This window comes from Sulfophobococcus zilligii (genome assembly GCF_055398255.1).
On the sequence record NZ_AP042406.1, the window covers coordinates 862,761 to 874,829 of the forward strand.

Sequence of the window (12,069 nt, forward strand, 5' to 3'; positions counted from 1 at the left end):
GCTTGCTAGGTAATAATAAGTATTATACTAGTGTGATTTTCATTCACAATACTCTAGTTGACATAGTCAGTAACACGGACCTTCTTCACTGCTCCGAAAAGTGGCGATTCATCATCTATTTAGATTTTATAGTTAAACCCGGTTTATATGTTAATGTATTTAAAACCCATTGACTAGATAATCTGGGGCTTGGTGAGAAATTGCCTAGTAAACTAGTAAACATTTTAATTCAGATAGTATCGCTTGTATTGTTTGCACTAGTTTCAGCTATAGCTCCACAGTATACCTGGTTATTCTTCATACTATACTTTATCATTATCATGGTTGTAATGACAAAAATGAGTATGAAGGGGTTTAAGAGGGCTGATAGTGTTAAAGGATCTCCACTATTCAAAGAAGACAATACATCAATAGCTATGGGTAGTGATACACTGATTCTCCAAGAAGTCAAGGAACAATTCAAAGCAGTAATGTTGATGATGTTTCTGCCATTCATCATTATATTTCTAGTTCCACCAATCTACTGGACATATATAAATCCAATTGTAGATAGTGCTACTAAACAATTATTTGAAAACGAGGTATTAGTGAGATTTATTGGATTTCTAGTATTTTACAGTATTCTAGTACTTACTATTCAAATACCTCGACTAATACTAATGCGTGGTTTAAAAAGCAAGAAGCAATTATATACTCCCCGTACATTTGCTCTATACAAAGAGGGCTTGTTAATGGATGGTAGACTACTAGCTTTCGATAAAGACATGTGTTATAAAGTAGACTCGAAGAGAAAGTTTGTTCAAATAGAGAGTCCGCAACTACCCTATAATGTAAGATTATATACCCTTGAAGTAAGTAAACTCGCTGATAGAATACGCGAGGTTGGACTACATGAGTGTAGAGAGTAAACACAAGTGTTTAACATGTGGACGCGTCTTTCCCGAGGGACAGGGTATAATTATAAAAATAGCTGGTGAAACACTAGAATTTCATAGTTCTAAGTGTTTTGCAAAATTTGCAAGAGACTTGTTGAGTAGGCTTCCACAAGACGAGATTAAGGGGTATATCAAGAAAATACGAGAGGAATATGAAGAGATAATAGAGCAAAAACGAAAACTTAAATCTAAAAAGATTGCCTAGTTATTAGACTCTAATTCAATAATTATTATTGAATGATGATACTTGTCCCCCTTAGACTCAAAAGGGATGAAGACATTACCGCGGACTGATTACCTAGCAGCGAGCATTGCTTCCAATTTTCTCTCTTATAATTCTTAGTGAGTCATCGTCGAGTTTAATGTTTTCAAGGATTTTCAATGCTCTATCTAGCGCTTCTTCTTCGCTAAACGCGCTGACATTTATAATAATGTTTGTTCCCTGAACGCATATCTTATATCTTGTTTCACCGGGGAATAGTGATTCTTCTATACTTATTACTCGTAGATCGCTTTTTGAAACCATAATTAAACACCGTTAACCCAGTGTTTCTTTACTACTTCATATGATTCTCTAAGTCCTATGGGTAATGGTTTTGTATTAGCTATAATAGCCATAAAGTTTGCATCTCCTACCCAGCGTGGTACTACGTGTACGTGGAAGTGATCTGGTACACCTGCACCTGCAGCTCTCCCAATATTAGCTCCTATATTGAAGCCATCTGGGTGAAATGCTTGTCTTAGTACACTTATTGCTTTTTTTACTAGTTCAGATATTTCGATTATTGTTTCTAGGTCTAGTTGCGTCGGGTCTCCTATGTGTTCGTATGGTGCAATCATTAAATGACCTGAGTTATAGGGATAGGCGTTCATAACTACAAATGCTCTTCTACCCCGATAGACAATTAATGCTTCATCATCGTTTTGTTTTTGCAGTCTGCAAAACAAGCATTCTTTACTACTTGATTCGTTTTTATTAGTAAATGTTTTTATGTATTCGTATCTCCATGGATTCCAAAGTATTTTCAATTTTAACCCCGGGTATTCAACTAGTAGTTAATAGTGGATGTGAGTGTTTTATTCTTCAGCGTCTCTAATACCCTCCTCGGTTATTGCAAAGACTGCTTCGCCTTCTGGTAGGTGTGGTGCGTCAACGACGCGGGCTATTCTCTTGTTGCCTCTTGCTTTCTTTAAGTGTACTCTTACTCCGGGTACATGGGCTAGTACGTGTCCTCCTACTGCTTGTGTTGGATCACCATAGAAGACGTCTGGACGGGCCATTACCTGGTTGGTTACTACTACTGCTACATTGTATGCTTCTGCCAGTCTTAAAAGCTGGTGTAAGTGGGCGTTTAGTTTTTGTTGTCTTTCAGCTAGGTGTTCTCTACCCGGGTATTCTGCTCTAAAGTGGCTTGTAACGCTGTCTACTACTACTAGTTTTACATTGTTTTTGGGTACAAATGAGAATAGTTCTTCAACTATAGACATTTGGTGGTCGCTGTTGTATGCACGTATATAGTATATGTTGTCCATTGCCTGCTCGGGGTCTAATCCAAGCGCTCTAGCCATGGCTTCTATTCTCTCCCATCTAAAAGTGCCCTCTGTATCAATATATACAGCTCTACCGCTTAGACCGCCTCTCTCTGGTGGGAGTTGTACATTTACACTTAGTTGGTGGCATAACTGGGTTTTACCTGATCCATATTCACCATAGAATTCAGTAATAGTTTTTGTTTCTACTCCACCACCTAGTAGTTCATCTAGTTGTTTAGAGCCAGTTGTTATTTTTCCAATATTCATTCTCTCTTGTTTAACTTCTCTAGCAGTCTTGAATCTTATACCGAGTAGTTTACGTGCATTTTCAATTATTTTTTGAACAGTTACAACGGGAATACCTGTTTTCTCAGATACTTCCTCTGGTCTTGCAACAACAAGCGTCCAAGCAGAGACAAATCCAGCAGCTTCAAGTTTCTCGGCCATTGCAGGGTTTATACCTGGTATTTCCCTAACGGAAACAAACCCGGATTCAACACTTGTTTTTTCTTTTTCTCTACTCAATTTCACCCCCAATAATATATTGTTTTAAAAAACGTTTATTATACCATGTACTTCATATATAGAACAATATAGAGGGTATTTGGGAGATTAGTAATGCGAATACTCTCAATACATGCAAAGAGTTTTTCCTATGACGTGGTTAAACCAGCTATTGAAGAACCAGAGGAGTTGAAGGGAGAGGAGAAAAAGAACTTTGAAAACGTACTTGTATTATTTGTAACTATTGAATCTCAAGACGATGAATCCACAGTAATCCAGGCATTGAGCGAAATAGAAAACCTTGTACTACAAATTAAACCATCAGAATTACTGATTTATCCATATGCACACCTCTCCTCGGATCTAGCTCCACCTAGAAAAGCAATTGAATTATTGAATAAACTATACGAAGAGGCTTCAAAGAAACTCAATATACCAGTCTATAAAGCACCATTTGGCTGGTATAAATCATTTAAACTAGAGTGTTACGGCCACCCATTAAGCGAGTTGTCAAGAACTATTAAACCAGCTGCAACAACTCAAAAGAGGAGTATTGAGAAAAAATTCTATATTCTAACACCAAGTGGTGAACTAGTTAATCCAAGCGACTTCGATTATTCAAATTATCCAGAACTCAAAATACTAGTAGAGAAAGAAGTATATGGAAAGGAATTAGAAGGCGGTGAAAACAGAGTAAACGACTACTGTAGGAAGTTCGGGTTTGAATGGGAGCCAATGAGCGACCATGGACACATGAGGTATGAACCACCAGCAGTAGTAATGATGGATGCTGTTTCAAGGTATTCATGGCAAGTAGCTCGTAGTCTAGGTATACCGGTATTCCGTGTAATGGGTACTAATATGTTTAGTTTAAAGGCTAAACCAGTATACGAACACGCCTTACTATTTGGTGATAGACTCTACGAGGTAGAAGTAGACGAGGAAAAATATGTGTTGAGATATGCTGCATGCCATCAGCAGTTTGCAATGCTTAAAGACTGGATTATAAGCTATAAAGAACTACCACTAGGAGTATTCGAAGTAGCAGATAGCTATAGACTCGAACAGAGAGGAGAATTAAACCTGTGTTTTAGAATGAGAAAGTTCTACATGCCAGACCTCCACATATTAACTAGAGACCTAGACGAGGCAATAGAAGTCGCTATGAAAGTCCAAGCGAAAATACATGAAGAAGCAGCTAAACTCGGTAGGAAATATGTAGCTCTATACAATGTAACAGAAGACTTTCTAGAAAACTATAGAGATAAACTAGTAGAATTCGTTAAGAGGGAAAACGGGCCGGTACTAGTAGCTGTTCTACCAAGTGGTATATACTACTGGGTTGTAAACGTTGAATACCACATAATAGACAATATAAACAGACCGAGAGAAATAGCTACTTGGCAAATAGATATCGGTAACGGCAAGAGATTCAATATCGTATACGTCGATGAAAAAGGAGAAAAGAAACACGTTGTTATAATACATACAGCTATAATTGGAAGCGTCGAGAGATACATATACATGGTATTAGATACAGCAGCATGGACGGAGAAAGAAGGAAAAGTCCCATATATACCAACCTGGCTAGCACCAATACAAGTAAGAGTAATACCTGTATCAAAAGAATTCCTAGACTACGCATTAAAAGTATACGAGGAAATAGCGAGAAATGGTATAAGAGTAGACATAGACGACAGAGACCTCTCACTAGGCAAGAAAATACGTGAAGCAGCAATGAATTGGATACCATATATTGTTGTAGTTGGACAGAGAGAAGTTGAAACCAACACTATAAATGTAAAAATAAGAGTAAACAATGAACAACGAGTTATGAAGACAGAAGAACTAGTCGAGTTGATTAAAAACGAGATCAAAGGATATCCACAAGTAGAAATGACAATGCCTGAAAGACTAAGTGCAAGACCCGTTTTTTAAAGAAACTAGGGTTCTACCTCAAAGTAATCCTAAAAACTCTCTATAACCTCCTACCTCTATAGAAAGGAGATTTACAGTGTCAAAGACAAAAATGAAGTTTATTGGAAGACACTTAATGTTAAAAGGTGAATACATAGAGAAGGTATTGAATGGAGAGAAAAAAGCAACTATTAGAAAAGGAGTGTATAAACCAAAATACGATGAAGTAATAATACACGCCGGTGGAAGACCAATAGCAAAAGCAAAAATAACGAGAGTATACTACAAGAAACTAAGCGAGCTGGGAGAATACGAGGCGAGAATAGAGGGTTTTAATAACGTAGAAGAATTAATAAACGAGTTGAAAAAAGTATATGGTAGAATAAGTAAAGAAGACTACTTTACAATAATAGAATTCGAAGTTATACAACGACTCGACGAGTTAGCAAGTGAAGACCCATATTATGGATTAACACCAGCAGATATAGCGAGGATAGCTCTTAGATACCTAGATAAAGAACTTACAGAACTAGATAGAAAAATACTCTTAGACCTCACTCGAACAAACAGTATTAGAAAAACAGCAATCAATGTCTTCAAAGACCTAAATAAAAGAGGTATAGTGAGGAAAGCAATAAGAAAAGCCCTTAGGTTTTTAATAGAGAGGAATTTAATTAGTACACAGGAAAAACAAAGCTTAGAAAGCGGAGAGTAGAGTGGATTAATATGGGATACTGGCTTCTCAAGTGTAGAGAGTGTGGACGCGAGTGGAAAATACTAGTTAGCTTTCCACTGAAGAAAGAGTTTAAACAATTATACCACTACTGTGAAAACTGCGGTAAAAACACATTTCACGATATTTTAGAGTACATAGAGGAAGAGTGAGTATTAAATCCCGTGTAGGAAATAATTACTTGGATGATGAATCCACGGGATTGATTTATTGAGATGAGAACACCTGTCTCAACTGACTATTAAAACACCTAGTCTATCCAGTCGCCTGTAGATATCTTTTCAGGTATGTATTTATCTGCTAGGAATTTCAATCCCTTACTAGCCATTGCTTCTATTTCTAGTTTGCTTAGTGTATTAAAGAATATACAGAGCTCTCTAACCCATTGTGGTGTTGTAAACCATGGGTATCCAGTTAATCCTTCTTTCTTCTTGATTTTGTTTTTAGCGTCTTTTTCTTCAATACATACTTCTGCTACTCTATATCCAATTAATTCTACTGCTCTCTCTAAGTCTCTTGTCTTAGCTTTAATTATGAAGTTTGACCTCTCTGATTCACTTAGATATGGTGTTTTAGGCTTGAGATCAGTTATTCCAGGTGTTATTTCTTCTAGTATTTTTCTAGCTTCTCTATCCTTGATTATTTTTCTAAAAATACTGTCTCCAAAGATATCTGTCATCATAACGCCAATGAATTTAGCTGTTGGTGTTGCAAGCCTCTCGCTTTCATAAGATAGTGTTATACTTCCTGCTTTGAAGACACTGTATATGTAGAATCCATAGGGGTCGCTGTCGGCTAGTATGTAGACTGGTAAATTGTATTCTTCACTTAGTCTTCTCACAAATCTCCTTGTAGCTCTATCTGGCTGGCCCGCGCTTGTTACTAGTATTGCCTTGTTTTTCTTCCAGAATCCATATCTGTGTAGTTGTTGGAACACAGCGTCTTTCTCTACTACTAGAATGTACTCTGCATCTATATCTACGAATTCTATTAAATCTGGAGTTGGCTCGATTGCATATGCGCCATGACCCATTTTACTCAAGTCTATTACGTCATCGCCACTTCTAATAACAAGGTTTCCTACTACTTTGCCTTTTTCCTTGCTGAGTATTAACAGGTCTTCTCTTAAAACAGATAATAATACCTCTAGGTCTCTGATTACACTATCTGATTCTCTCTGTTCATCCCACGTGTTTTCTGAAACTCGTTTTCCATCTATTGATTTATAGGTAATTGAGTGTTTTCCCCTATAGTACAAATCACGGATCGTTGGATACTCATTGTTTCTAAGCGCATCATATATTATTGAAGCCATGAGTAGTGTTTGCATAAACTTTTTTGCTTCATTTACATCGGTAAAAGACCTTTTTTGGAGCTCGGGGCCGAGTAATAACATTTTGTGTTTATAGTCGTATATTGTGTTTGTTAGTGTCCTCTTCGGCATTACTAGTGTTGGTTTTTCACCTTTCTCTATTTGCTCAATTATTTCCCTCATTGAAGACTTTATAATGTCGAGGGCTTTACTCCTCGCAGACGCGTCAATTGTTGAAACCATGCTTCCACCCTAGGCCTCTGCTTCTATGGATTTAACAATACTCTGTATTAGCTCTAAGGGGACGCCAGTACGTTTTGCTACAATATGTGATAGTTTTACAGAGATATTGTCTTTAAATGATTGTAGTGTTGATTCATCAGCTAGTATAATTGCCAAGCTCCTAGCAACTTCTGGTATATACTTTGCTATTGACTCGGCCTTCTTCTTTGCTTCTTCTTCTTTCATCTTCTTTGAAATATATTGTTTTAACTCGCGTGCAGCCTCCATTACAGCTAGTTTTACTTCTCTACGTAGTTCTGGAACATCTGCAATACTTTCTTTTCCAACTCCTTTAAATGGTACTTTTGTACTACATACATGGACTAATACGAGTATTGGTGCGGGGAATGTAATCATGTAGTGATCCCAACTTATTTCATCTCTAACTACTTCTACGACCATATCTGATGCTTCATCGTAGAGTAATGGTATTTTATTAGCATATCTCAATACTACTGGTTTATCTTCTCCAACCGGTGTTTTTCCACCATAAGACAATCCTACTTCGACAATAAATGGGTGTCCACTATAAGCGCTTGGTTTTCTCGAAACAGCTGTAACGAATTCTGGTTCATATGCGCGTTTTAAACCAGCAATTATTATTTCTTCGCCTAGTGGTGATAGAGATTTTGGTGATGGGGGCTTGAATTTATCATAGGCTTTAATAGCGTTTACTAGTGCTAGTAGTTCTTCGTTTGTAAGGTCGCTTGGTTTTTTCGAGGGGTCTATTCCAGCGTTTTGTAGTATTGTTTTAGCTGTTACATCGCCTATTCCCTGAAAGCTCTTAATTAATAGTTCTTCAATAGTGTTGAAACCAGCGTTTTTTGCTAGTCCACTAAGTATTTCAAGGTCTATTCCATGTGGATGTGGATTTGTTTCTACTGGTGGTTTTGGTAGAGTGTTTACTATTCTCGGATAGTGTATTATCTCGTTTTCCGGAGTTACAAGTGTTATATTGGCGTAGGGGAGGACAATAGCAGTTCTATTAATGTACTCTAGTATTCTACTCTTAGCTCTACTCCAATCGCCTTCAATTGTTACTGAGACTATTGTACCATGCCAGTCTCGGGTCTTCCTCCAGCTACCTGCTTCTATAATTACTGGTTCATTCTTGTTTACATCTATTCTTAGTTTAAAGTAGTATATTCTCTTGAAGTTTGCTTTACTAGTTATTACCTCGACTGGTCTACCAGTTGTCATTTGAGCGTAGAGAACAACCATTTTAACTCCAAGTCCATACATTCCACGCGACTGGCGCATAGCATACTTGCTACTAAACAATACTTTTCCAAAAGCGTTTGGAACGATGTTTGGTGGTATACCTATCCCGTTATCTTCAACTGTTATCTGGTAGAATTCCTGTGTTTCATCTGCTTTTCTAATAGTTATTTTTACATCTGGTGGTATACCGTGGACGTCAGTAGCGTCTAATGCGTTTTCTACTAGTTCACGTATTGTTTGATACATTGCTCTAACAGGGTTTGCAAATCCAGCTATTTCTCTATACCTGTAGAAGAATTCTGCTGGACTTGCAGCTCGATAAATCTCTTCTGCTTGATTCATAAGCACACCACACTCTATTATTTGGTAATCAACGTGTTAAAAGACCCTGGAGTCTTAGTTTCGGCTAACTCCACGTGGTTACTCTTATATATTTTAATTCGTTAAACCGCTATTAAACTCCTCTAATAAAACCCGGGGATGTTTGTGAATGCTATATCGAGTATAGTTGCAACAGCACTAGTACTTGTAATGACAATAGTGGGCGGTGTTCTACTATACACCTATGCTATGGGGTATTTAAACACGTTGAACACTGGTAGAATAATAGTTCATGATGCATACTACTTGAAAACAGCTGGTAGAATATGCATCAATGTTGAAAACATAGGTGTTGGCGAAGTAGAAATCAAGAGTGTTGAAATAGTAGATGTAAATGGCAGTATAGTAGTAAATACAACAGTAAATACTATTCTACAACCAGGTGAATCTCGAATAATACAAGTAAACTGGACACAAACCACACTACCAAAATACATTGTAGTAGTATACGATAAGGGGTCGACAGACCCTGTAAAAATACGAATACTCAGCTAAGGGTTTATCCATGACTAAAACCCTTAAATTAAAACCTCTTTTTTACAAATTATCCTCTTTAAAACCCATTCTTTTCAAACCAGGAGAAAAGAGTGAACTACGCAAGATACTAGTTGAATTTATAGAGCCATATTTAAAACTCTATACTCTACAACAAGTGGATTTAGATGAAGTTCTCTATTCTTATACACTACGTGGAGGAGTAGAAGTAAAAATTGGATGTAATAAGAGTGGAATATACTATGTTGTCAGTGAACCAGTAGTAGACTACAATGTATATAAAAACATAGTTGATAGAGTAGTAGACATTGTAGTTAAAGGCGAGTTAAATCAAAACCCATCAAGTATTTTCTCAATGGATATTAAAGACGCCGACGACTACGTGTTTTTCAAAGTACTCAGTGGACTAGGTCCTCTATCACCACTAGTACTAGATCCATACGTTGAAGACATATATGTCTCACGTGAAAACAAGAGAATACTAGTTATACACAACAAGCTCTCGTGGAGCGGCTGGCTTAAAACAAACATTGTGTTAGAACCAGCACTAGTTGATAAACTAATTCTCTCGCTATCCAGGAGAATAGGTAAACACGTCTCACTCGTAAACCCTATTGTCGAGGGTTCTTATGGGGCTAGTTTAAGACTTAGTTTAATCTATGGAGATACTGTTTCAACTGTTGGTAGTAGTCTTGTTTTGAGAAAGAAAACACTTGCTACATGGACTATTACCAAGTTGATAGCCGAAGGAGTACTCGATGCATTAATTGCTGCTTATTTATGGCTACTTCTCGAAATGAAGGGCTGGATTATAATTGCTGGTCATGTAGGTTCTGGTAAAACAACATTACTGCAGGGATTATTGACTCTTATACCACCCGGTAGAAAAGTCATTGTAATAGAAGACACGCCAGAACTATCTGGTTCAACTGGTGTATGGGAGCAACTAGTTGAAAAAACAAGTGTATTTAATGAGAGTACACAAATAGATTCTTATACACTATTGAAAACAGCGCTTAGGAGAAGACCAGACTACATAGTAATAGGAGAAGTAAGAGGTGTGGAAGCAAGACTACTGGTCCAGGCATCTAGACTTGGACATGGAGTATTAAATACGATTCATGCCGACAGCTCTGAATCAGTATTAAAAAGACTAACAGCTCCCCCAATATCTATACCGAAAAACCTATTAAACAATATTTGGAGTATTATAATAGTTGGCCCTGATCAAAGGGGCAGGAGAAGAATACTCTCAATATCAGAGGTAGATAGCGAATCAAACATTGTAAGCATATTCGAAAAAACAAGAGAAGTAGGTATAGAAGACATTACAGAGAGAACTATTAGATTAAAAAGTAGAGAGTTTGATGTCTACGAAGAACTAGAAAAGAGAAGGAAATTTCTGGAAAACCTCGTTGAGAAACAAGTATTTGATTTAAATCTCCTCAGAGAAGAACTTAGTAAATTCTACTATCTCTCACTAGTAGAAGAAACCCAGCTTACTACGTAGAGAGTGGTTTAATTGAAGTGCCTCGAAGAATACTTCACAGAATTCCTCGTATACCTAAATGGATTTGAAGTCAATGGTCTTAAAATCTATGATTTATTTAAATCACTCTATACTGGTGAAATCGAGTTAAGTAATTGTTATAGAGATATTGCAGAGAAATACATGGTGTTAGAGTCGATTCTAGGAGACCCGAGACTAGCTTTGTACAACCTGGCTGAATTAGTAGACTATAGAGAGCTAGCTGTATTTCTCAGAGAATACAGTGATATAGTTTCTACAAGTGGAGAGACAAAAACACTAGTTGAGGGATTTCTCAAGAGAGAATTTAGTAGAGTTCAAGCTAAACTGTCAGAGTTAATGAATATTGTTAATGTAATCTATGAAGTAGTATTAGTGCTAGTTTTATCTCTATCTATACTCTCAATATTCCCGTTTTTACCTGCTTCAAGCACTCTAGGCATTTTGTTTCTCGTGTTGGCTTGGAGTGTCGAGTATGTAGTGTCAATGAGTATTCTCGGTAAACTCGTAGTTGAACCTGTGTTTTGGAGGGTATTGTTCGACTGTATATACATACTACTTGGAGGATTAACAATAGTTTTTCAAAGACAATGGCCGTTTATACATTTTGCTATTTTAACAATAGTGTATTTCTCAACTAGGCCGTTGAATAACTATATTATAAGTCTCGAAGAAGAATCTCAAAGAGTACTAGGAGAGGTTTATTCAAGGAGTATACTGGGAGAACCAGTAGATTTAGCACTCATAGACTCTATCAGTAGATCACATCTAGTAGAGTATAGAGTTATATGGTATGGTTTTCTCAGCGGTGAACAAGTATGGAAATACTCTGGGAAATTAAAACTTCCATTATTGCCTAGAAAAATCATTGTGTTATTAACTAGTTTAGTAGGCTATACTAGACTAGGTGAAAACTATGTTTCAATTGTTGCAAGATATGTTGGTGAAGTAGTTAATCTTAGACGGTTTATCAATGAGAAGTCGAGATATTACTTATTCTACTCTATCGTCATGGTTTTACTTCTCGCCCTATCCTACTATATAGTTCTCCAAATACCAGGTGTAGTGGTTGAAAAAGAAGTTTTAGGAGTGTATGGATATCTAGGTGTTTTATTGACATCTACTCCTCCATGTATTCTACGAGATACGGGTTTAACTTCTTCAAAGACATTTATAGTAATGAGTATTCTTGGACTAGCAATACACGTATTCTTTATTTTTATTTAAG

General features: G+C 36.9%; 13 protein-coding genes. 8 read left to right on the top strand and 5 right to left on the bottom strand.

Annotation, left to right across the window (positions count from 1 at the left end; genetic code table 11):
- Window positions 1-200: 200 nt before the first annotated feature.
- Both ACZ5YP_RS04890 and ACZ5YP_RS04895 read left to right on the top strand, forming a co-directional pair.
- A complete protein-coding gene (locus tag ACZ5YP_RS04890) occupies window positions 201-908 on the top strand; it encodes a DUF2208 family protein (protein WP_464834650.1) in 708 nt (235 codons plus the stop codon).
- The gene (locus ACZ5YP_RS04895) at window positions 892-1,140 is read left to right on the top strand and encodes an eL24 family ribosomal protein (RefSeq protein WP_464834652.1); all 249 of its coding nucleotides are present in this window, start codon (window positions 892-894) and stop codon (window positions 1,138-1,140) included. Before ACZ5YP_RS04890 ends, ACZ5YP_RS04895 begins: the two co-directional genes overlap by 17 nt.
- Window positions 1,141-1,233: 93 nt before the next feature.
- On the opposite strand, the gene ACZ5YP_RS04900 is transcribed toward ACZ5YP_RS04895, so the two are convergent.
- Genes ACZ5YP_RS04900 through radA form a run of 3 tightly spaced genes read right to left on the bottom strand, consistent with a single transcriptional unit; the run spans window position 1,234 to window position 2,915 of the window.
- Window positions 1,234-1,461 carry a hypothetical protein gene (locus ACZ5YP_RS04900; protein WP_464834653.1) on the bottom strand — a complete coding sequence of 76 codons (228 nt, stop codon included), beginning with the start codon at window positions 1,459-1,461 and terminating at the stop codon, window positions 1,234-1,236.
- Between the two features lie 2 nt (window positions 1,462-1,463).
- A complete protein-coding gene (locus tag ACZ5YP_RS04905) occupies window positions 1,464-1,964 on the bottom strand; it encodes an HIT family protein (protein ID WP_464834654.1) in 501 nt (166 codons plus the stop codon).
- 48 nt (window positions 1,965-2,012) lie between these two features.
- Window positions 2,013-2,915: a DNA repair and recombination protein RadA gene (gene radA, locus ACZ5YP_RS04910; protein WP_464835956.1), complete on the bottom strand. Its 903-nt coding sequence runs from the start codon at window positions 2,913-2,915 to the stop codon at window positions 2,013-2,015.
- 171 nt (window positions 2,916-3,086) lie between these two features.
- Between radA and ACZ5YP_RS04915 the strand changes: the two genes are divergently transcribed.
- The 3 genes from ACZ5YP_RS04915 (at window position 3,087) to ACZ5YP_RS04925 (ending at window position 5,774) form a co-directional block, all read left to right on the top strand.
- Window positions 3,087-4,910 (top strand): threonine--tRNA ligase, encoded by a 1,824-nt coding sequence (locus ACZ5YP_RS04915; RefSeq protein WP_464834655.1) that lies wholly within the window; start codon window positions 3,087-3,089, stop codon window positions 4,908-4,910.
- Between the two features lie 76 nt (window positions 4,911-4,986).
- Window positions 4,987-5,604, top strand: coding sequence for an ASCH domain-containing protein (locus ACZ5YP_RS04920; protein ID WP_464834656.1), 618 nt, complete (start codon window positions 4,987-4,989; stop codon window positions 5,602-5,604).
- An 11-nt stretch (window positions 5,605-5,615) separates the two neighbouring features.
- The gene (locus ACZ5YP_RS04925; RefSeq protein ID WP_464834657.1) at window positions 5,616-5,774 is read left to right on the top strand and encodes a hypothetical protein; all 159 of its coding nucleotides are present in this window, start codon (window positions 5,616-5,618) and stop codon (window positions 5,772-5,774) included.
- Between the two features lie 98 nt (window positions 5,775-5,872).
- Here ACZ5YP_RS04925 and ACZ5YP_RS04930 read toward each other — a convergent pair whose 3' ends face one another.
- Together ACZ5YP_RS04930 and ACZ5YP_RS04935 are read right to left on the bottom strand one after the other, a co-directional pair.
- Complete coding sequence (locus tag ACZ5YP_RS04930) at window positions 5,873-7,177, bottom strand: DNA topoisomerase IV subunit A (RefSeq protein ID WP_464834658.1); 1,305 nt, start codon at window positions 7,175-7,177, stop codon at window positions 5,873-5,875.
- A gap of 9 nt (window positions 7,178-7,186) precedes the next feature.
- Window positions 7,187-8,779 carry a DNA topoisomerase VI subunit B gene (locus ACZ5YP_RS04935; RefSeq protein ID WP_464834659.1) on the bottom strand — a complete coding sequence of 531 codons (1,593 nt, stop codon included), beginning with the start codon at window positions 8,777-8,779 and terminating at the stop codon, window positions 7,187-7,189.
- A gap of 144 nt (window positions 8,780-8,923) precedes the next feature.
- Here ACZ5YP_RS04935 and ACZ5YP_RS04940 point away from each other — a divergent pair, with 144 nt between their 5' ends.
- Genes ACZ5YP_RS04940 through ACZ5YP_RS04950 form a run of 3 tightly spaced genes read left to right on the top strand, consistent with a single transcriptional unit; the run spans window position 8,924 to window position 12,068 of the window.
- The gene (locus ACZ5YP_RS04940) at window positions 8,924-9,313 is read left to right on the top strand and encodes a hypothetical protein (protein ID WP_464834660.1); all 390 of its coding nucleotides are present in this window, start codon (window positions 8,924-8,926) and stop codon (window positions 9,311-9,313) included.
- Window positions 9,314-9,323: 10 nt separating this feature from the next.
- On the top strand, window positions 9,324-10,823 hold the full coding sequence (locus ACZ5YP_RS04945; RefSeq protein WP_464834661.1) for a type II/IV secretion system ATPase subunit: 1,500 nt from the start codon (window positions 9,324-9,326) through the stop codon (window positions 10,821-10,823).
- A gap of 12 nt (window positions 10,824-10,835) precedes the next feature.
- On the top strand, window positions 10,836-12,068 hold the full coding sequence (locus ACZ5YP_RS04950) for a hypothetical protein (protein ID WP_464834662.1): 1,233 nt from the start codon (window positions 10,836-10,838) through the stop codon (window positions 12,066-12,068).
- Window position 12,069 lies beyond the last annotated feature (1 nt).

Bases quoted from the DNA above. Each gene is read 5' to 3' on its own strand.
- ACZ5YP_RS04930 (WP_464834658.1), bottom strand. From the start codon at position 7,177: ATGGTTTCAACAATTGACGCGTCTGCGAGGAGTAAAGCCCTCGACATT.
- ACZ5YP_RS04945 (WP_464834661.1), top strand. From the start codon at position 9,324: ATGACTAAAACCCTTAAATTAAAACCTCTTTTTTACAAATTATCCTCT.
- ACZ5YP_RS04925 (WP_464834657.1), top strand. From the start codon at position 5,616: ATGGGATACTGGCTTCTCAAGTGTAGAGAGTGTGGACGCGAGTGGAAA.
- ACZ5YP_RS04895 (WP_464834652.1), top strand. From the start codon at position 892: ATGAGTGTAGAGAGTAAACACAAGTGTTTAACATGTGGACGCGTCTTT.
- radA (WP_464835956.1), bottom strand. From the start codon at position 2,915: ATGGCCGAGAAACTTGAAGCTGCTGGATTTGTCTCTGCTTGGACGCTT.
- ACZ5YP_RS04900 (WP_464834653.1), bottom strand. From the start codon at position 1,461: ATGGTTTCAAAAAGCGATCTACGAGTAATAAGTATAGAAGAATCACTA.
- ACZ5YP_RS04935 (WP_464834659.1), bottom strand. From the start codon at position 8,779: ATGAATCAAGCAGAAGAGATTTATCGAGCTGCAAGTCCAGCAGAATTC.
- ACZ5YP_RS04915 (WP_464834655.1), top strand. From the start codon at position 3,087: ATGCGAATACTCTCAATACATGCAAAGAGTTTTTCCTATGACGTGGTT.